This is a genomic window from Cobetia sp. ICG0124, from assembly GCF_004006355.1.
GTDB lineage: Bacteria > Pseudomonadota > Gammaproteobacteria > Pseudomonadales > Halomonadaceae > Cobetia > Cobetia marina.
Map to the genome: position 1 here is coordinate 1839317 of NZ_CP024893.1, position 17440 is coordinate 1856756.

A 17440-nucleotide genomic window follows, 5' to 3' on the forward strand; every position below is an offset into this window, starting at 1 on the left:
GAAGCAAGATGGCCCAGATGAAATTCCTGTGTGATGCAGAACGCTGCATCGAGTGCAATGGCTGCGTGACGGCCTGCAAGAACGCCAACGAGACGGAATGGGGCATTCAGCGTCGCCGTGTCGTGACCCTGGATGACGGCAAGCCGAGCGAAGTCTCCATCTCGGTGGCCTGCATGCATTGTGATGACGCGCCCTGCATGGCGGTCTGCCCCACCGACTGCTTCTACAAGACCGATGACGGCATCGTCCTGCACGACAAGGATATCTGCATCGGTTGCGGGTACTGCCTGTATGCCTGCCCGTTCGGCGCGCCACAGTTCCCGCAGCAAGGTGCCTTCGGCGAGCGCGGCAAGATGGACAAGTGCACCTTCTGTGCCGGCGGCCCGGCCGAGAGCCCGGAAGAAGAGTTCGAGAAGTACGGTGCCAACCGCATCAGCGAAGGCAAGCTGCCGCTGTGTGCCGAGATGTGCTCCACCAAGGCCCTGCTGGCCGGTGACGCCGAGACCGTCTCCGACATCTTCCGTCAGCGCGTGGTCTATCGTGGCCATGAAGACGGCGCCTGGTCGCCGGTCGACAAGGCCAGCCACCCGGAAACCTCGGCCAACCTGACCACCAGCAGCGTTCAGCAGGCGGATCACCTGGCCTACGACGCAGCCCGCAAGGGGTAAGGAGGCGACATGCGCGCGCACTTCACAGCTTCACGGTTGACCGTCGTCGCCATGTTCCTGTGTCTGATGCTGGCCAGCCTCTGGCTGGCCCCTCAGGCGCTGGCCGCGAATCCGGACGGCGAGATCGGTCAGGCGGTCGGTACGGTGAATGCCGACACCTGGCGGCAGGTGAAAGATGGAGAAAATTCCATCGACAGTCGCCATGACTCCAACTACAGCCTGATCAACCAGAGCGGCGAGACCTGGCGACAGATCCGCAACCGCTGGATCTCACCGGGTGGCCTGATCGCTCTGGGCGGTATGCTGGCCGTGCTGGCGATCTTCTATCTGCTGGTGGGGCGCAACGATCTGGACCACCCCCGCTCAGGCAAGTTGATGCTGCGCTGGACGGCACTGGAACGTGCCATGCACTGGACACTGGCCACACTGTTCCTCACGTTGGCCATCACCGGCATCAATCTGTTGTGGGGCAAGTTCGTGTTCCGCAATGTCTTCGGGGATGTGTTCTGGGCCAACATGATCATGGCGACCAAGGTGATCCACAACTATGTGGGGCCATTGTTCTCGATCATGCTGATTCTGGTGCTGGCCAAGTGGCTGAAGCTCAACCTTCCCAAGAAGCATGACCTTGAGTGGTTCCGCCAGGGTGGCGGCATGATGAAGGGCAAGCACCCGGATGCCGGCTTCGCCAATGGCGGGGAAAAGGCTTGGTACTGGATTCTGGCGACAGTCGGTCTAGTGGTGATTGCCAGCGGGCTGGTGCTCGACTTCCCGATATTCGGTCAGACCCGTGACAACATGCAGTGGGCCAATGTCTTCCACGGCGTTGCCTCATTGATGCTGATCGCGGTGTCCTTCGGCCACATCTACATCGGTACCGCCGGCACGGAAGGTGCCTTCGAGGGCATGAAGACCGGTTACGTCGATGAAACCTGGGCCAAGCAACACCACAATCTGTGGTATGACGAGGTCAAGCAGGCCGAGGCGGCGGACCCGGCATCAGACCCCGCCACGGCACCTGACGACAGCCTGGCGCGTCAGCAACGCCCGAATTAGTCCGAGGCCAGACATCCGCTGGATGAGTGATGATTCGCCCGGTCAGGTTCGCCATGCCGGGCGTTCTCTGGAGATTTCCATGAGCGACCCGACCCCCAAGACCGTCCAGGACCTGAACCAGCTGGACGAGCAGACCCGCACCGAGCTGGAAGCGGCCGCTTTCCGCCGTCTGCTCAAGCACCTGGATGACAACAAGGATGTCCAGAACATCGATCTGATGATCCTCGCCGACTTCTGCCGCAACTGCCTGTCCAAGTGGCTGATGGCCGCCGGCGAGGAACGCGGCGTGAGCTTCGATTATGACGCGGCGCGCGAGCACGTCTACGGCATGCCCTATTCCGAGTGGAAGACACATCACCAGGCCAAGGCGACCCCTGAGCAACTCGCAGCGCTCGAGGCACGTCAACAAGGCAAGAAGGACTGATCATGAGCGGCAATGACGAACAGATCGGCCTCACCATCGCGGTATTGACCGTCTCCGACACGCGCACCGAGGAAACTGATCGCTCCGGTGACGCCCTGGTCGAGAGCCTGACGGCAGCCGGCCATACGCTGCATGAAAAACGTATCGTCCCCGATGACATCTATCAGTTGCGCGCCGTGGTCAGCGAGTGGATCGCGGACCCGGCCGTGCAGGTCATCCTGACCACCGGCGGCACAGGCTTCACCGGACGTGATTCCACACCGGAAGCCATCCGCGTGCTGCTCGACAAGGAAATCCAGGGCTTCGGCGAGCTGTTCCGTCAGCTTTCCCATCAGGAAGTCGGCAGCTCCACGATCCAGAGCCGCTGTCTGGGCGGCCTGGCCAATCGTACCGTGGTGTTCTGCCTGCCCGGCTCTACCGGGGCCTGCAGAACAGCCTGGAACGGCATCCTCAAGGAGCAGCTGGACAGCCGTCATCGTCCCTGCAACTTCGCCAATCTGGTGATCCCGGAGCGCGGAACCCATGCCCACTGACTCCTGCGGCTGCGATAGCGTGCCGGTTGGCGCCAAGGGCCTGGCCCCTCTTTCCAGTGCCTTGTCCGCATTGCGCGAATGCTGTCCGGTAATGCCGGTAGAGCAAGTCCCTGTCAGCAAGGCCGCGGGGCGTGTCCTCGCTGAGGATATCTACGCCGAACTGGACGTTCCTCCTGCCGACAACTCACAGATGGATGGCTACTGTGCAAGAGTAGCGGATATCGGTGATGGCGCCTGGCTGCCAATCAGCCAGCGCATCGCGGCAGGCCAGCCCACCTCGGCACTCGCCTCGGCAAGTTGTGCACGGCTGTTCACCGGGGCGGAAATCCCCGAAGGCGCCGACGTTGTGGTCATGCAGGAAGAAGTGACACTGCGTGAGAACGAAAATGGCACCACGGAAGCGTGGCTGCCCGGCCCACGGATTCCCGGCGACAATATCCGCCGACAGGGACGCGACGTCACTCGTGGCACTCGGCTGATCGCCGCCGGCACTCGCCTGGATGCCGCGATGCTTGGCCTGCTCTGTGGTCAAGGGCTCAGCTACGTATCGGTACGACACAAGGTACGCGTTGCCCTGTTTGCAACTGGCGATGAACTGATCGAACCCGGCCAGCCGCTCGAACCGGGGCAGATCTACAACTCCAATCGCGTGATGCTCAGCCAGATGCTCAGCGACTTCGGGGCTGACGTGGTGCTGGCGCCACTCAATGTGGCCGATACCTTCGAGGCCACCCGTGACGCTCTCGCGACAGCGGCAGAACAGGCCGACTTGATCGTCACCTGTGGCGGGGTCAGCGTCGGGGAGGAAGATCACGTCCGCCCTGCCATCGAGGCGCTTGGCAGCCTGGATCTCTGGCGCCTGGCCATCAAACCGGGCAAGCCACTGGCGCTGGGGCGCATCCTCAACACGCAAGGCGACTCGGTGCGTGTGGTGGGGCTACCTGGCAACCCGGTGTCGAGCTGGGTCGGTGGCTGGCTATTTCTTCGCCCCATGCTGGGCGAAATGCTCGAGTGTGACGCACTGCGGGCCTTGAGAAGCCTCCGGGTACGTTCCGCCTTCTCGGCCAACACTGCCATCCGTCAGGACCATCTGCGTGTCACGCTGACGCCAGCCGATGATGGCCAGCTTGAGGCTCACGCCTTCCCGGACCAGAACTCAGCCGTGCTCTCCTCATGCGTCGGCGCTGAGGCATTGGCCGTGATCCCTCCCCACGCACAGATAAGCCCCGGCGACAGTGTGGAGTGTCTATGGCTGGAGAGTTGACTGACGCTGGAATGCGACAACCGAGTGACCCTCCAGCGTCATCTTGACCTTCCCTCTGAGTCCGGCACACTGACTGCTTTTATTCGTCAGCGTTCTGGCCGAGTGAGTCGGGCGACAGCGCCAATGGACCGGAACACTGGGGAGACCTCACCCCCGGCTACGCGGAATGCGCCAGTGGTGCCCGGCAATCACCGATCGACATCGACAGTCAGTCACGCCCTCTGGAGGAAACAGGGCCGAAGCTCGACTACCACTCGCCGCTGCTCGTCACTCGGGACACGGGGCACACCTTGCAGATCGAAGGGGCCAGCGGAAACACGATGACACTGGATGGCACCCCCTACACTCTGTCACAGGTGCATCTGCATGTGCCCTCGGAACACGCGATCGATGGCAAGCGCGCTGCCATGGAAATCCATCTGGTGCACACCACTCCAGAAGGCAAGTTGGCAGTGCTGGCCGTGTTGGTCGAGGAAGGACATGACAATCTGGCGCTCAGCCGTCTGTTGAGCCGTCTTCCACAGCGAGGACTCTCCGAGACTCTGACAAGCGGACTGTCTGCCAACCTGCTGCTGCCACGCGAGCATGCTGGCTGGCAATACTCCGGCTCGCTGACCACTCCGCCATGTTCTGAACCCGTCACCTGGTTTGTGATGAAATCACCGATCGAAGCCTCTCGGTCACAGATCGATGCCTACCTGGAGTGGCAAGGAGGGGAGAATTCTCGCCCTCTCCAACGCTGAGCGAGCCCGGTGCCACTATCGAAGTCATCAATGCATCCGGTGAGATCGTGGGCACCGCGACGGCTGATGCCGATGGCAACTTTATCGGTTGAGCTGGATCCGCTGCAGGAAGCCAGGCACCGAACTGAGCGCCACTGCTACCGATGCCGCTGGCAACGAAAGTGCTGTCTCCGACACCCTGCTGGTGCCGGAAGATGCCGACGTCACCGCACCGAACACGCCGACCATCGCCTCTGCCACCGACGACGTGGAAGCCGTAACCGGCACCCTTGCCGATGGCGACAGCACCAATGATGCGACGCCAACCCTGACCGGCAGCGCCGAAGCCGGCAGCACCGTCACGATCACCCACAACGGTGAAGTGATCGCTACTGTCCACGGCAGATACCAATGGCAGCTGGACCTACACGCCCAGACGACCGCGCTTGACCGAGGGCGATCAGACCTTCAGCGTCACCGCCACCGATGCCGCGGGCAACGAAAGTGCGGCGTCTAGCGAGTTCACGCTGACCGTCGATACCACCGCACCGGGTGCACCGACGCTGATCGAGTCCGATGGCACCACTGTCTCCGGCACGGCCGAGGCTGGCAGCGATGATCGTCATCACCAACAGCGATGCCGAAGCCGGCAGCACCGTCACGATTACCCACAACGGTGAGGAAATCGCGACAGTCACCGCCGATGCCAATGGCAGCTGGACCTACACGCCCGACGACCGCGCTTTGACCGAGGGCGATCAGACCTTCAGCGTCACCGCCACCGATGCCGCAGGCAACGTGAGTGCACCGTCTGCCGACTTCACGCTCACCGTCGACACCACCGCGCCGGATGCACCGGTCCTGACTGAAACCGATGGTGAAACCGCCAATGGACACCAGGCACCGAATTCGCCGATGGCGAGCACGTCTTCAGCGTCACCGCGACTGATGAAGCCGGCAACGTGAGCGCGCCGTCTGGCGAGTTCACGCTGACGGTTGATACCACTGCGCCGGATGCGCCGATTCTGTCCGAGACCGATGGCGAGACCGCCAACGGCAGCACCGTCAATGGCAGCGCCGAGGCCGGGGGGACCGTCGAGATTACCGATGTCGATGGCGTTGTGCTTGGCACCGGCACCGTTGCCGATGACGGCACCTTCAGCATCACGCTGTCTCCAAAGCAGGAAGCCAGGCACTGAGCTGACGGCTACCGTCACCGATGCCGCAGGCAACGAAAGTGCTGTCTCCGACACCCTGGTGGTGCCGGAAGATGCCGACGTCACCGCACCGAATGCGCCGACCATCGCATCTGCCACGGATGATGTGGCGGCCGTAACCGGCACCCTCGCCGATGGCGACAGCACCAACGACGCCACCCCGACCCTGACCAGCAGCGCCGACTGGCCGAGACCGATGGCGAAACCGCCAATGGCAGCACGGTCAACGGCAGCGGACGTGGAAGCCGATACCGGCGCCCTCGCCGATGGCGACAGCACCAATGATGCGACCCCGACCCTGACCGGCAGCGCCGAAGCCGGCAGCACCGTGACCCTCACCCACAATGGTGAAGAGATCGGCACCACCACCGCCGACAGTAACGGCACCTGGAGCTTCACGCCCGACGACCGATTTCGCCGATGGCGAGCACGTCTTCAGCGTCACCGCCACCGATGCTGCGGGCAACGAAAGTGCACCGTCTGCCGACTTCACGCTCACCGTCGACACCGTCGCGCCAGATGCACCAGTGCTGGCCGAGACCGATGGCGAAACCGCCAATGGCAGTACGGTCAATGGCAGCGCCGAAGCCGGGGGGACCGTCGAGATCACCGATGTCGATGGCGTTGTGCTTGGCACCGGCACTGTTGCCGACACTGACGGCAACTTCTCGGTCGAGCTATCACGCTGTCTCCTGTCTCCAAAGCAGGATGCTGGCACCGAGCTGACGGCTACCGTCACTGATGCTGCAGGCAATGAAAGCGCAGCCTCTGCCGCATTGACCGTGCCGGAAGATGCCGACGTCACCGCGCCGAATGCGCCGACCATCGCATCTGCCACCGATGACGTGGAAGCCGATACCGGCGCCCTCGCCGATGGCGACAGCACCAATGATGCGACCCCGACCCTGACCGGCAGCGCCGAAGCCGGCAGCACCGTGACCCTCACCCACAATGGTGAAGAGATCGCGACACCACGTCTACCGCCGACAGTAACGGCACGTGGAGCTTCACACCAGGCGACAGCGCTTCGCCGATGGCGAACACGTCTTCAGTGTTACCGCGACTGATGCCGCCGCCAACGAAAGTGCACCGTCTGCCGACTTCACGCTCACCGTCGACACCACCGCGCCAGATGCACCAGTGCTGGCCGATACCGATGGCGAAACCGCCAATGGCAGTACGGTCAATGGCAGTGCCGAAGCCGGTGGCACCGTCGAGATCACCAACGGTGATGGTCAGGACCTGCTGGGCTCTGGCACCGTCGCGGATGACGGCACCTTCAGCATCACGCTGTCGCCGAAGCAGGATGCTGGCACCGACGCTGACCGCCACTGTCACCGATGCTGCTGGCAATGACAGCAGTGCTGTCTGCACCGACACACTGGTGGATGCCGGAAGATGCCGACGTCACCGCCCCGAACACGCCGACCATCGCATCTGCCACCGATGACGTGGAAGCCGTCACAGGCGCCCTCGCCTCGGGCGACAGCACCAATGATGCGACCCCGACCCTGACCGGCAGCGCCGAAGCCGGCAGCACCGTGACCCTCACCCACAATGGTGAAGAGATCGGCACCACCACCGCCGACAGTAACGGCACGTGGAGCTTCACACCAGGCGACAGCGCTTCGCCGATGGCGAACACGTCTTCAGTGTTACCGCGACTGATGCCGCCGCCAACGAAAGTGCACCGTCTGCCGACTTCACGCTCACCGTCGACACCACCGCGCCGGATGCACCAGTGCTGGCCGAGACCGATGGCACCACCGTCGCGGGCACCGGCGAAGCCGGCACCGACGATCGAGATCACCAATACTGCTGGCGACGTCCTGGGCTCTGCTGAGGTCGACACCGATGGCAACTTCTCGGTCGCGCTGTCTCCCACCGTCACCGGCACCGGTGAAGCCGGTACCACGGTCGAGATCACCAATGCTGCTGGCGACGTCCTGGGCTCTGCTGAGGTCGACACCGATGGCAACTTTCTCGGTCGCGCTGTCTCCCGAGCAGGATGCCAGGCACCGAGCTGACCGCCACTGTCACCGATGCCGCAGGCAACGAAAGTGCTGTCTCCGACACCCTGGTGGTGCCGGAAGATGCCGACGTTACCGCCCCGAACGCGCCGACCATCGCCTCCGCCACGGATAATGTGGAAGCCGTGACCGGCTCCCTCGCCGATGGCGACAGCACCAATGATGCGACTCCGACGCTGACCGGTAGTGCCGAGATTGGCAGCACCGTCACCCTCACCCACAACGGTGAAGAGATCGGCACCGCTACCGCCGACAGCAACGGCACGTGGAGCTTCACACCGGCGACTGACTTCGACCGATGGCGAACACGTCTTCAGCGTCACCGCCACCGATGCCGCGGGCAACGAAAGTGCACCGTCTGCCGACTTCACGCTCACCGTCGATGCCACCACCGCGGCCTGAAGTTCCGAGCCTTGCGCTCACCGCCGACACCAACGTCGCGGACGATGGCATCACCAGCAATGGGGAAGTCACCGTCAGCGATCTGGAAGCCGACGCCAGCTGGGAATACACCACCGACGGCGGCACCACCTGGGTCGATGGCACGGGGGCTACCTTCACTCTCGCCGCAGGCAGTCTATGCCGATGGCACGGTGCAGATCCGTCAGACCGATGTCGCCGGCAACGTCAGCGACGCCGTGAACCTGGGCGCCGTCACCGTCGATGCCACCATCGCGGCACCGAGCCTTGCGCTCACCGCCGACACCAACGTCGCGGACGACGGCATCACCAGCAATGGTGAAGGTCACCGTCAGTGGTCTCGAGACCGATGCCACCTGGGAAGTCTCCCTCGACGGCGGCACCACTTGGGATGCTCGCACTGGCACCACCTTCACGCTGGACGAAGGCAGCTATGCCGATGGCACGGTGCAGATCCGTCAGACCGATGTCGCGGGCAACGTCAGCGACGCCGTGAACCTGGGCGCCGTGACCGTGGATACCACCGACCCGACGGGCAGCATCGCCTTCGTCGATGGTGACGATGCCCTCCTCAATCTGGCAGTGACATCAGCGCCGTCGATCTGACTGGCAGCATCGAGGCCGGCCTCGACAGCAGCAATGTCGTGATCACCATCACTGACAGCGCCGATCCGGCCAACGAGATCACCGTCGCTGCACCGACTGACATCTACGATCGACGGTGCCGGCAATCTGTCCGTAACCGGTCTCGGTGACCTGAGCACCGAAACTCTCCGGGCTCACCGAAGGCGCCCTCACCGTCTCGATGACCGTGACCGATGTAGCGGGCAGTATCGTTCGAGACCGACTGGCACCACCACCAGTGATCTCACGGCGCCTGAAGTCCCGAGCCTTGCGCTCACCGCCGACACCAACGTCGCGGACGACGGCATCACCAACAATGGCGAGGTCACCGTCAGTGGTCTCGAGACCGATGCCAGCTGGGAAGTCTCCCTCGACGGCGGCACCACCTGGGATGCCCGCACTGGCACCACCTTCACCCTGGACGAAGGTGTCTACGCCGATGGCGTTGTGCAGATCCGTCAGACCGATCTCGCCGGCAACGTCAGCGACGCCGTGAACCTGGGCGCCGTGACCGTGGATACCACCGACCCGACGGGCAGCATCGCCTTCGTCGATGGTGGCAATGGCCTTCTCAATCTGGCAGTGACATCAGCGCCGTCGATCTGACTGGCAGCATCGAGGCCGGCCTCGACAGCAGCAATGTCGTGATCACCATCACAGACAGCTCTGCCCTCACAGCAGGCACCCTCGCCGTCTCGATGACCGTCACCGATGTAGCGGGCAATACGTTCGAGACCGACGGCACCACCACCAGTGATCTCACGGTGCCTGAAATCCCGAACCTTGCGCTCACCGCCGACACCAACGTCGCGGACGACGGCATCACCAGCAATGGTGAGGTCACCGTCAGTGGTCTCGAGACCGATGCCACCTGGGAAGTCTCCCTCGACGGCGGCACCACCTGGGATGCTCGCACTGGCACCACCTTCACCCTGGACGAAGGTATCTACGCCGATGGCGTTGTGCAGATCCGTCAGACCGATGTCGCGGGCAACGTCAGTGACGCCGTGAACCTGGGCGCCGTTACCGTGGATACCACCGACCCGACGGGCAGCATCGCCTTCGTCGATGGTGACGATGCCCTCCTCAATCTGGCAGTGACATCAGCGCCGTCGATCTGACTGGCAGCATCGAGGCCGGCCTCGACAGCAGCAATGTCGTGATCACCATCACTGACAGCGCCGATCCGGCCAACGAGATCACCGTCGCTGCACCGACTGACATCTACGATCGACGGTGCCGGCAATCTGTCCGTAACCGGTCTCGGTACCTGAGCACCGAAACTGTCCGGGCTCACCGAAGGCGCCCTCACCGTCTCGATGACCGTCACCGATGTAGCGGGCAATATCGTTCGAGACCGACTGGCACCACCACCAGTGATCTCACCGACGCCTGAAATCCCGAGCCTTGCGCTCACCGCCGACACCAACGTCGCGGACGACGGCATCACCAGCAATGGTGAAGGTCACCGTCAGTGGTCTCGAGACCGATGCCACCTGGGAAGTCTCCCTCGACGGCGGCACCACCTGGAATGCTGGCACTGGCACCACCTTCACGCTGGACGCAGGGTGTCTACGCCGATGGCGTTGTGCAGATCCGTCAGACCGATCTCGCGGGCAACGTCAGCGACGCCGTGAACCTGGGCACCGTCACCGTGGATACCACCGACCCGACGGGCAGCATCGCGCCAATCAGATCATCAAGCTTGAAGGTGTGGACATCACATCCTCCGAAACATTGTCCGATAGTGACATCATTGATGCGCTGATCACTGATGATCAACTGCTGATTGGTACTGAGGTCAATGAAACGGATGTCAGCGTCACGGTCGTGGATGGTGATGGTGATACGGCAACTGGGGATATCACCTTCATTGGCGAGGAAAGCCTTGATAGCATCGAGAACACAGCGCCCGAAGTTACTGGCGACAGTACTAAGCTATTGGGCCTGGTTGGCCTGGATGCATTGGGAGTGATCGACTTCTCCGAAAACGAGGTATTCATCACTGATAATGAAAGTAATCTGACATCGGTCGTTGTTTCTGGTATCAGGTGCAACCCTGACCATCACTGCCAGTGATGATGGTGTCATGGACAACCTAGCGGTCAATGAACTTCTTTCTACGTTGACCTTGAATGATGGGGTTGTATTGAATGCAAGCTTGCTGAATGCAATCAGTGTCACGGCGACCGATATCTATGATGCCAGTACAACGTTGAGACTTGATTCGCTTGCTGATGTGAGTGTGCTTGATGGTAATGACTACCTGTTCTCCGGCGATGGCGATGACAATCTCATTGACGAAAGTGGACTGGATGTTGATGTACAACTCTATGGCTATGCAGGCGCAGATGCTCTCACCGGCGGAAGCGGCAATGATCTAATTCGTGGTGGTGATGGCATCGATGTCGTCAATGGAGGCGATGGCAATGACATCCTATTTGGTGGTAATGGAGATGACACACTAATCGGCGGAGCTGGCAGCAATATCTTCGATGGCGGTGATGGCGATGACACCCTCGTGACCTCCACCCTCACCTTTGAAGTCGATGGCGGCGTAGGCACCGATACACTGAGCTTCGACAATACTGGGGAAAGCATTGATCTTACGTCGCTGCTGGATGCGGATGCTTCCGTGAATACTGCCGTCAATATCGAGGTGTTGGATATCTCCGCCAGCAGCGATTCGGCCACCACGCTGACATTGGATGAAGATACGGTATTGAACCTCACGGATGACGATAACGAGCTGTATATCGATGGTGATGAGGGCGATAGCGTGGAAGCGGCTGGGGCAACATCTTCCGCGACAACGACCGACCTCAACGGCACCACCTATGATACTTATCAACTGGGTGACGCAACGCTCTATATCGACCAGGACGTTACCGTGAATACCAATAACGGCTAGTCCCGACTTCAGGGATCACCCTGGGGCCAAGGAGTGACATGATGCCCACCCTATTTCGTTGTCCGTCCGCCATCGGACAGGCAACAACTCTGCGCATACGAATGAAGAGGCTTTCCATCGCCGTCTGTGTCGTCTCAGCCGGTCTGGCGAGTTCGCTACCGGCCAGTGCTCAGACGACACGTGATCTCGCCGAAGTTTTGAGCGATGTGCTCAGGCATGATCCTCGCATCGATGCCGCCCAGGCCAATGTCCGGGCCGCAGGGACAGATATCGAGATTGCCGAGGATGGCTACTGGCCACGTCTGGAAAGCAGCGTCGGCACCGAGGACAATTTCACGGAAGGCGGGTATCGCATCACGCTGAGCCAGATGCTCTATGACTGGGGTCAGGTGGAAGCCGAGGTCGAACAACGCAGGGCCGAGCGGGATGTCGAGCGTGACACCCTGGATCAGACCCGCATGGAAATCGCCCAGGAGGCGATCACCGCCTATATCGATCTCGGGGCCAACCGCGCCATGATGCGCCGCGTACGTGATTACATCGAGAAGCTCGAAAGCCTCGAGACGCTGGCCAATGATCGCACCTTCTCGGGCTATGGTGACCGGGTCGAGCTGGACCGAGCCGCCGTCGACCTTGCCAGTGCGCGTGAATGGCTGGCACGCCTTCAGGGCGATGCTGATACCGCCCGACAGGAACTCGAGATTCTCAGTGGACGCCCCTTCCAGGGCGTGACCTTGAGCGCCCCGAAGCCACTGCCGATCGTGGCGGACCTGGCCCGCGACCCTGCCACTACCGATGCCGCCATCACCAACGCGCCGGCCTATCGCAGTCATGTCAGCCAGCAGAATGCCGCGCGCCACGCCTTGAGCCTGAGCCAGGCCGAGCGCTGGCCGGAATTGCGACTGGAGGCGACAAGCTCACGTTATGAGTCGAACGACGACATGGTCAGCGACTCCAGTATCGGCCTGCGTATCGAGGCCCCGGTCTTCCAAGGCCTGACGCCGTTGCGCCAGCCTGAAGCGGACCGCGCACGCCTGACCGCCGCCCAGTTCGAGACCGCCTCCACGGCCCGTGAGCTGCGCCGCCAGATCCAGCGACTGTCTGCCAGTCAGCCAGCGGTCGAGGCACGCATCAAGGCGCTGGATCAGCAGGCACGCAGCGGGGAGCGCCTGCGCAGCAGCTATCGGGACCAGTTCATCACCGGCTCACGCAATATCGAGGATCTGCTGACCATCGAAAGCGAGATCTTCGCGGCGCGTCGTCAGATGATCGAGCTCAACACCCAGCTGCTCACCGATCAATATGACCTCGCGACCCAGCTGGGTGCCCTGCCGCTGGTCTCTTCGCCCTATCGGGCCGAAGCCGCTGTCACCCCGCCAGAGACGGCGCACATCTCGCTGCCCCACTCTCATCCCCATGCCAGCCAGGGAGTCAGCCCATGAGCGCCCCACAGACCACCGCCCCCTCGGCCACGGCGACATCGCAACCCGACCCTTTGCTGGAGAGCGTTCGACAGTTGCTGCGCCTGCAGGGCCACGGCATCGACCTCGAACGCCTGCGCCATGGCATGCCACTGACCAAGGGGCAGCTCGCGCCACAGGATCTGGAGCAGGCCCTGTCACGCCAGGGCATTGCCGCACGTCTGAGTCAGGCTCCCCTCGACGAGATTCCTGCCAGCCTGATGCCCTGCGTCGTGCTGCTGGAAGACGGCAGCAGCCGCGTCCTGCTGGCCCATGAGACGTCGCATCAGTGGCCTGAGTCGAGCGACGAGCGACACCCCGGCAGACGGTGATACGGAAGCAGCCCCCAGCGGTCCCGCCTATCAGTTGCTCGACCCGCTGTCCGGGGGAGAGTACTGGCAGCCACAGGCCGAGCTGAACGCCGCATACGCCGGCATCGCGCTGTTCGCACATGGCGAGATCTCGCTGGATCGCGCAGAAGGTTACAGCCAGACCCGGCAGGGTCATTGGCTGACATCACGACTCAAGTCCCATTGGCGAGTCTTCGCCGAAGTCGCACTGTCCTCGTCGCTTGCTGCACTGCTGGCCGTGGCCACGGCCCTGTTCGCGATGCAGGTCTATGACCGAGTGGTGCCGACCGGTGCCGTCGATACGCTGTGGGCGCTGGGTATCGGCGTGATTCTCGCCATCGCGCTGGAAGCGCTGTTGCGCGCACTGCGGGCGCAATTGATCGAGAACTCAGGCAAGAAAATCGATCTCGAGCTCAACGATCACATCTTCCGCCACGCCGTGCAGATGCGCCTGGCCTCGAAGCCGCGCTCCACCGGCGCGATGACCAGCCAGATTCGAGACTTCGATGCCATCCGCGAATTCTTCACCGCCTCGACCCTCGGGGCCTGTGGTGATCTGCCCTTCGCCCTGCTGTTCCTGGGCCTGATCGCCCTGCTGGGCGGCCCGGTGGTCTGGGTACCGGTGGCCGCCATCGTGTTGATGCTGATTCCCGTGCTGCTGGCGCAACCCTGGCTGTCACGCCTGTCCCGTGAGGGCATGCGCGAATCCGCGGTCAAGAATGGCGTATTGCTCGAGACCCTCGACAACCTCGAGAACCTCAAGGCCTGTCGCGCCGAAGGCCATGCCAGTCGCCAATGGCAGCGCCTGACCTCCGAGCAGACCCACCGTGGCGTCACCTTCCGCCATGCCGTCGCCTGGCTGACCAGCTGGGGCACCGGCATGCAGCAGCTGGCCTACGTCGGCGTCATCATTGCCGGTGTCTATCTGATCATGGCCGGCGAGTTGAGCGTCGGCGCCCTGATCGCCTGCTCGATCCTGTCGTCGCGCGCCATCGGCCCGACCCTGCAGATCAGCGCGCTGCTGAGTCGCTGGCAGCACGTCAAGGTGGCCAAGGAAGGCATGGACGCGCTGATGGAGACCGATATCGAGCGACCCGGTGATCGCCGCTTCGCGCGACTCGCCCAGGCTCGCGGTCACTATCATGCCGAGAATCTGCATTGGCGCTATGACGAGGAAGCGCCGGAGGCTCTGGCACTGGATCGCCTGAGCATCGCGCCCGGTGAACACATCGCGCTGCTGGGGGGCAATGGCGCCGGCAAGAGCACCCTGCTGCGACTGCTGGCCGGCTATTTCACGCCTACCAGCGGTGAACTGACCCTCGATCACCTCGCCCTGAGTCAGATCGACCCTGCCGACCGCCAGCGCGCCATCGGCTACCTGCCACAGGACATCAGTCTGTTCAGCGGCACCCTGCGCGACAATCTGTGCATCGACGGACGGGATGTCAGCGACATGCGCCTGCTGGAGGTCCTCGAGATGACCGGTCTGGGCGACTTCGTGCGTCGTCATCCGCTGGGGCTGGACATGATGCTGCATGATCGCCACAGCCTGTCCGGCGGCCAACGTCAGAGCCTCGGTCTTGCCCGCCTGGTCCTGCAGGACCCGGTCGTGGTGCTGCTGGATGAACCCACGGCCTCGCTGGATCAGGCCACCGAGCAGCACGTCATCAAGACACTTGGCCCGTGGCTTGCCGGCCGCACCCTGGTACTCGCCACCCACCGCAAGTCGCTGCTCAGCTGGGTCGAGCGCGCGCTGGTACTGCGCCATGGCAAGCGCGTCATGGATGGCCCGCTGGATCAGATCATGGCCAGACAATCCGCCGGCAAGACACCGGCCACCTCCTCATCCCGCCAGCGCCAGGAGGCCTCATGAGCCAGCGTTTTGACCCCGAACTCATCAAACGTGAGCTGGGCGCCCCGGACCAGAGACTGGAAAGCCACTGGTCACGCCCGCTGCTGTGGGCCAGCCTGCTGGTGATAGCGCTCTTCGTGGCGTGGTCCAGCTGGGCCGAAGTCAATGAAGTGGCCCGCGGTGAAGCCAAGGTAGTCCCCTCCTCGCGCCAGCAGACCATCCAGAGCCTGGAGGGCGGCATTCTCGACGAGATCATGGTTCGGGAGGGGGAAATCGTCGAGGCCGGTCAGCTGCTGGCCGCCATCGATGAAACCCGCTTCCGCTCGGCCTACATGGAATCGCTGAGCCAGGCCCAGGCGCTGAGGGCGACCATCGGACGTCTGGAAGCCGAGGTACTGGACAAGGCCAGCATCGAGTTTCCGGAGGAGGTGCGTGACAACGAGGCGCTGACGGCCACCGAGCGTGAGCTGTTCACGGCGCGGCGCAAGAAGCGTGACAGCGCCTTGAATGCGGTCAGCAAGGAGATCACTGCGGCCCAGCGTCAGCTCGCGGTGATCCGCCCGCTGGTCAAGCGACGTGCCGTGGGCGAGATGGAGATGCTCAAGCTGGATCGCGAGATCGCCGAACTCAAGGGCCGTCAGGCCGAGATCCGCAATACCTATCTGCAGGATGCCTACGCCGAGCTTGCCGACAAGAAGTCCGAACTGGCGACACTGGAAGAGACTACCGTGCAGCGGCGTGATCAGCTGGATCGCACCCGGCTGCTCTCGCCGGTGCGTGGCGTGGTCAACAACATCGCCATCACCACGCGTGGCGGCGTCATCCCGCCCGGCGAGGAGATCATGCAGATCACCCCGCTGGAGGACACCCTGGTGTTCGAGACGCGCATCCGCCCGCAGGATGTCGCCTTCATCGCCCCGGGCATGCCGGCCACGATTCGCATCAGCGCCTACGACTATGCGGTCTACGGCACGCTGGAGGGCAAGGTGGAGCGCATCAGCTCTGACACCCTGGAAGAGGAAACGCCGCGGGGTGAGGAAAGCTACTATCGCGTGCTGGTCAGCAGCGAGACCGCGGCGCTTGAGCACAATGGCGAGACGCTGCCGATCAAGCCGGGCATGGTCGCCACGGTGGACATCGAGACCGGCGAGCGCAGCGTGCTCTCGTATCTCCTGAGGCCCTTCACGCGTCTGGAGCTGCGCTGAGCGCAAGCCTGATCATCAGATAACGGACGTCTGGCGCAATGCCAGCATGTCCGGCCACAACCGCGCGAAGCTGTCCTCAAGCATCGCGCGGTTATCCGCCAGCCACGGCGTCATGTCCGCCAGCGGATTGGCGCCTGCTTCCATATCCCCCACCTTGTGCCTACGCCTTCCGCTTCGCGTATCACTTTGCTGGCGAGGATCACTTGTCTGGCGTAACCGGCGTCTGGCCGTCATGCGCTCGCCGATGCTGGCAATGGTCGAGAGCGTGAACTCCAGCTCCTGATAGCGCCTGAGCGCATCGCGCACCTGAATCCACTCGATGAGGCTCGTCAGGCGTGACGGCACCTCCTCACGCGCCAACAGGCGATAGAGGCGCTCGATATCGTCATCGTGCATCTCACCAGCCAGCAGGTGATCCCACATCATGTCAAAGGCGATGCCGGCCACACGACGTGACGCGGGCGGTACCTGAGTCAACAGCCAGCGAGTTTCGGGATGGGCATCGATCACCGCATCACAGCGGCGATGGAAACGGATGCCGGCTTCTATCTCAGGCGACCAGCCACTCAGGTCACTGCCGCGCACGCCGTCGGCAATCAGGTTGCCAAACAGGAAGTTATCGCTGCCCGCCAGACTCAGGTGCGCATGACCAAGAAAGTTCAAGTTGCTAGACTCCTGATATCATTACCCATTATTCAATATCC

At 62.8% G+C, this 17440-nt stretch carries 23 protein-coding genes and 1 pseudogene; 21 read left to right on the plus strand and 3 right to left on the minus strand.

The genetic code is table 11. From position 1 onward, the window contains the following. The first annotated feature begins 8 nt into the window (after positions 1–8). From fdh3B to CU110_RS08555, 12 genes and pseudogenes are all read left to right on the plus strand, one after another. Positions 9–668 (plus strand): formate dehydrogenase FDH3 subunit beta, encoded by a 660-nt coding sequence (gene fdh3B / locus CU110_RS08500; RefSeq protein WP_084208727.1) that lies wholly within the window; start codon positions 9–11, stop codon positions 666–668. Between the two features lie 51 nt (positions 669–719). Continuing rightward, positions 720–1724 carry a formate dehydrogenase subunit gamma gene (locus CU110_RS08505; protein WP_240499745.1) on the plus strand — a complete coding sequence of 335 codons (1005 nt, stop codon included), beginning with the start codon at positions 720–722 and terminating at the stop codon, positions 1722–1724. Between the two features lie 79 nt (positions 1725–1803). Then, complete coding sequence (locus CU110_RS08510; RefSeq protein ID WP_084208728.1) at positions 1804–2148, plus strand: DUF1244 domain-containing protein; 345 nt, start codon at positions 1804–1806, stop codon at positions 2146–2148. Positions 2149–2150: 2 nt separating this feature from the next. After that, positions 2151–2681 carry a molybdenum cofactor biosynthesis protein B gene (moaB, locus tag CU110_RS08515; RefSeq protein ID WP_084208729.1) on the plus strand — a complete coding sequence of 177 codons (531 nt, stop codon included), beginning with the start codon at positions 2151–2153 and terminating at the stop codon, positions 2679–2681. Further along, complete coding sequence (gene glp / locus CU110_RS08520; RefSeq protein ID WP_127735499.1) at positions 2671–3945, plus strand: gephyrin-like molybdotransferase Glp; 1275 nt, start codon at positions 2671–2673, stop codon at positions 3943–3945. Before moaB ends, glp begins: the two co-directional genes overlap by 11 nt. Positions 3946–4079: 134 nt before the next feature. Further along, positions 4080–4688, plus strand: a pseudogene (locus CU110_RS08525) (carbonic anhydrase family protein); the annotation flags it as partial. A gap of 88 nt (positions 4689–4776) precedes the next feature. After that, a complete protein-coding gene (locus CU110_RS15770) occupies positions 4777–5184 on the plus strand; it encodes a hypothetical protein (RefSeq protein ID WP_164850322.1) in 408 nt (135 codons plus the stop codon). 59 nt (positions 5185–5243) lie between these two features. Continuing rightward, positions 5244–5633: an Ig-like domain-containing protein gene (locus CU110_RS08535; RefSeq protein ID WP_127735505.1), complete on the plus strand. Its 390-nt coding sequence runs from the start codon at positions 5244–5246 to the stop codon at positions 5631–5633. Beyond that, complete coding sequence (locus CU110_RS08540; protein WP_127735508.1) at positions 5630–5866, plus strand: Ig-like domain-containing protein; 237 nt, start codon at positions 5630–5632, stop codon at positions 5864–5866. Before CU110_RS08535 ends, CU110_RS08540 begins: the two co-directional genes overlap by 4 nt. A gap of 362 nt (positions 5867–6228) precedes the next feature. Beyond that, the gene (locus CU110_RS16915) at positions 6229–6951 is read left to right on the plus strand and encodes an Ig-like domain-containing protein (protein ID WP_127735511.1); all 723 of its coding nucleotides are present in this window, start codon (positions 6229–6231) and stop codon (positions 6949–6951) included. Next, positions 6884–7240: an Ig-like domain-containing protein gene (locus CU110_RS08550; RefSeq protein ID WP_127735514.1), complete on the plus strand. Its 357-nt coding sequence runs from the start codon at positions 6884–6886 to the stop codon at positions 7238–7240. The genes CU110_RS16915 and CU110_RS08550 overlap by 68 nt, the downstream gene beginning before the upstream one ends. Then, positions 7237–7911, plus strand: coding sequence for an Ig-like domain-containing protein (locus CU110_RS08555; protein ID WP_164850325.1), 675 nt, complete (start codon positions 7237–7239; stop codon positions 7909–7911). The genes CU110_RS08550 and CU110_RS08555 overlap by 4 nt, the downstream gene beginning before the upstream one ends. 276 nt (positions 7912–8187) lie before the next feature. On the opposite strand, the gene CU110_RS16920 is transcribed toward CU110_RS08555, so the two are convergent. Both CU110_RS16920 and CU110_RS16925 read right to left on the minus strand, forming a co-directional pair. Then, positions 8188–8460: a hypothetical protein gene (locus CU110_RS16920; protein ID WP_127735520.1), complete on the minus strand. Its 273-nt coding sequence runs from the start codon at positions 8458–8460 to the stop codon at positions 8188–8190. A gap of 11 nt (positions 8461–8471) precedes the next feature. Continuing rightward, complete coding sequence (locus CU110_RS16925) at positions 8472–8663, minus strand: hypothetical protein (RefSeq protein WP_127735523.1); 192 nt, start codon at positions 8661–8663, stop codon at positions 8472–8474. On the opposite strand from CU110_RS16925, the gene CU110_RS16930 reads away from it, so the two are divergent. From CU110_RS16930 to CU110_RS08605, 9 genes are all read left to right on the plus strand, one after another. After that, complete coding sequence (locus CU110_RS16930; RefSeq protein WP_127735526.1) at positions 8650–8940, plus strand: hypothetical protein; 291 nt, start codon at positions 8650–8652, stop codon at positions 8938–8940. The two genes, CU110_RS16925 and CU110_RS16930, sit on opposite strands and share 14 nt — an antisense overlap. A gap of 465 nt (positions 8941–9405) precedes the next feature. Next, entirely contained in the window at positions 9406–9564 is a 159-nt protein-coding gene (locus tag CU110_RS15785) for a hypothetical protein (protein WP_164850327.1), read from the plus strand. Between the two features lie 38 nt (positions 9565–9602). Continuing rightward, a complete protein-coding gene (locus tag CU110_RS08575) occupies positions 9603–10079 on the plus strand; it encodes a hypothetical protein (protein ID WP_127735529.1) in 477 nt (158 codons plus the stop codon). Positions 10080–10413: 334 nt separating this feature from the next. Next, complete coding sequence (locus CU110_RS08580; RefSeq protein WP_127735532.1) at positions 10414–11037, plus strand: hypothetical protein; 624 nt, start codon at positions 10414–10416, stop codon at positions 11035–11037. Further along, positions 10994–11869 carry a calcium-binding protein gene (locus tag CU110_RS17635; RefSeq protein WP_127735535.1) on the plus strand — a complete coding sequence of 292 codons (876 nt, stop codon included), beginning with the start codon at positions 10994–10996 and terminating at the stop codon, positions 11867–11869. Before CU110_RS08580 ends, CU110_RS17635 begins: the two co-directional genes overlap by 44 nt. 41 nt (positions 11870–11910) lie before the next feature. Next, complete coding sequence (locus CU110_RS08590; protein ID WP_164850328.1) at positions 11911–13311, plus strand: TolC family protein; 1401 nt, start codon at positions 11911–11913, stop codon at positions 13309–13311. Continuing rightward, a complete protein-coding gene (locus tag CU110_RS08595; RefSeq protein ID WP_127735538.1) occupies positions 13308–13661 on the plus strand; it encodes a hypothetical protein in 354 nt (117 codons plus the stop codon). The genes CU110_RS08590 and CU110_RS08595 overlap by 4 nt, the downstream gene beginning before the upstream one ends. Beyond that, positions 13603–15552, plus strand: coding sequence for a type I secretion system permease/ATPase (locus tag CU110_RS08600; protein WP_127735541.1), 1950 nt, complete (start codon positions 13603–13605; stop codon positions 15550–15552). The genes CU110_RS08595 and CU110_RS08600 overlap by 59 nt, the downstream gene beginning before the upstream one ends. Continuing rightward, complete coding sequence (locus tag CU110_RS08605) at positions 15549–16736, plus strand: HlyD family efflux transporter periplasmic adaptor subunit (protein WP_084208736.1); 1188 nt, start codon at positions 15549–15551, stop codon at positions 16734–16736. The genes CU110_RS08600 and CU110_RS08605 overlap by 4 nt, the downstream gene beginning before the upstream one ends. 15 nt (positions 16737–16751) lie before the next feature. Here CU110_RS08605 and CU110_RS08610 read toward each other — a convergent pair whose 3' ends face one another. Then, positions 16752–17399 carry an ACP phosphodiesterase gene (locus CU110_RS08610; protein WP_127735543.1) on the minus strand — a complete coding sequence of 216 codons (648 nt, stop codon included), beginning with the start codon at positions 17397–17399 and terminating at the stop codon, positions 16752–16754. Positions 17400–17440 lie beyond the last annotated feature (41 nt).

What these genes read in the sequence shown, in the direction of transcription:
- fdh3B (WP_084208727.1), top strand. Translation starts at nt 9, where the DNA reads ATGGCCCAGATGAAATTCCTGTGTGATGCAGAACGCTGCATCGAGTGC.
- CU110_RS08505 (WP_240499745.1), top strand. Translation starts at nt 720, where the DNA reads ATGTTCCTGTGTCTGATGCTGGCCAGCCTCTGGCTGGCCCCTCAGGCG.
- CU110_RS08510 (WP_084208728.1), top strand. Translation starts at nt 1,804, where the DNA reads ATGAGCGACCCGACCCCCAAGACCGTCCAGGACCTGAACCAGCTGGAC.
- moaB (WP_084208729.1), top strand. Translation starts at nt 2,151, where the DNA reads ATGAGCGGCAATGACGAACAGATCGGCCTCACCATCGCGGTATTGACC.
- glp (WP_127735499.1), top strand. Translation starts at nt 2,671, where the DNA reads ATGCCCACTGACTCCTGCGGCTGCGATAGCGTGCCGGTTGGCGCCAAG.
- CU110_RS08535 (WP_127735505.1), top strand. Translation starts at nt 5,244, where the DNA reads ATGGCACCACTGTCTCCGGCACGGCCGAGGCTGGCAGCGATGATCGTC.
- CU110_RS16915 (WP_127735511.1), top strand. Translation starts at nt 6,229, where the DNA reads ATGGTGAAGAGATCGGCACCACCACCGCCGACAGTAACGGCACCTGGA.
- CU110_RS08555 (WP_164850325.1), top strand. Translation starts at nt 7,237, where the DNA reads ATGACAGCAGTGCTGTCTGCACCGACACACTGGTGGATGCCGGAAGAT.
- CU110_RS16930 (WP_127735526.1), top strand. Translation starts at nt 8,650, where the DNA reads ATGGTGAAGGTCACCGTCAGTGGTCTCGAGACCGATGCCACCTGGGAA.
- CU110_RS08580 (WP_127735532.1), top strand. Translation starts at nt 10,414, where the DNA reads ATGGTGAAGGTCACCGTCAGTGGTCTCGAGACCGATGCCACCTGGGAA.
- CU110_RS08590 (WP_164850328.1), top strand. Translation starts at nt 11,911, where the DNA reads ATGCCCACCCTATTTCGTTGTCCGTCCGCCATCGGACAGGCAACAACT.
- CU110_RS08595 (WP_127735538.1), top strand. Translation starts at nt 13,308, where the DNA reads ATGAGCGCCCCACAGACCACCGCCCCCTCGGCCACGGCGACATCGCAA.
- CU110_RS08600 (WP_127735541.1), top strand. Translation starts at nt 13,603, where the DNA reads ATGAGACGTCGCATCAGTGGCCTGAGTCGAGCGACGAGCGACACCCCG.
- CU110_RS08605 (WP_084208736.1), top strand. Translation starts at nt 15,549, where the DNA reads ATGAGCCAGCGTTTTGACCCCGAACTCATCAAACGTGAGCTGGGCGCC.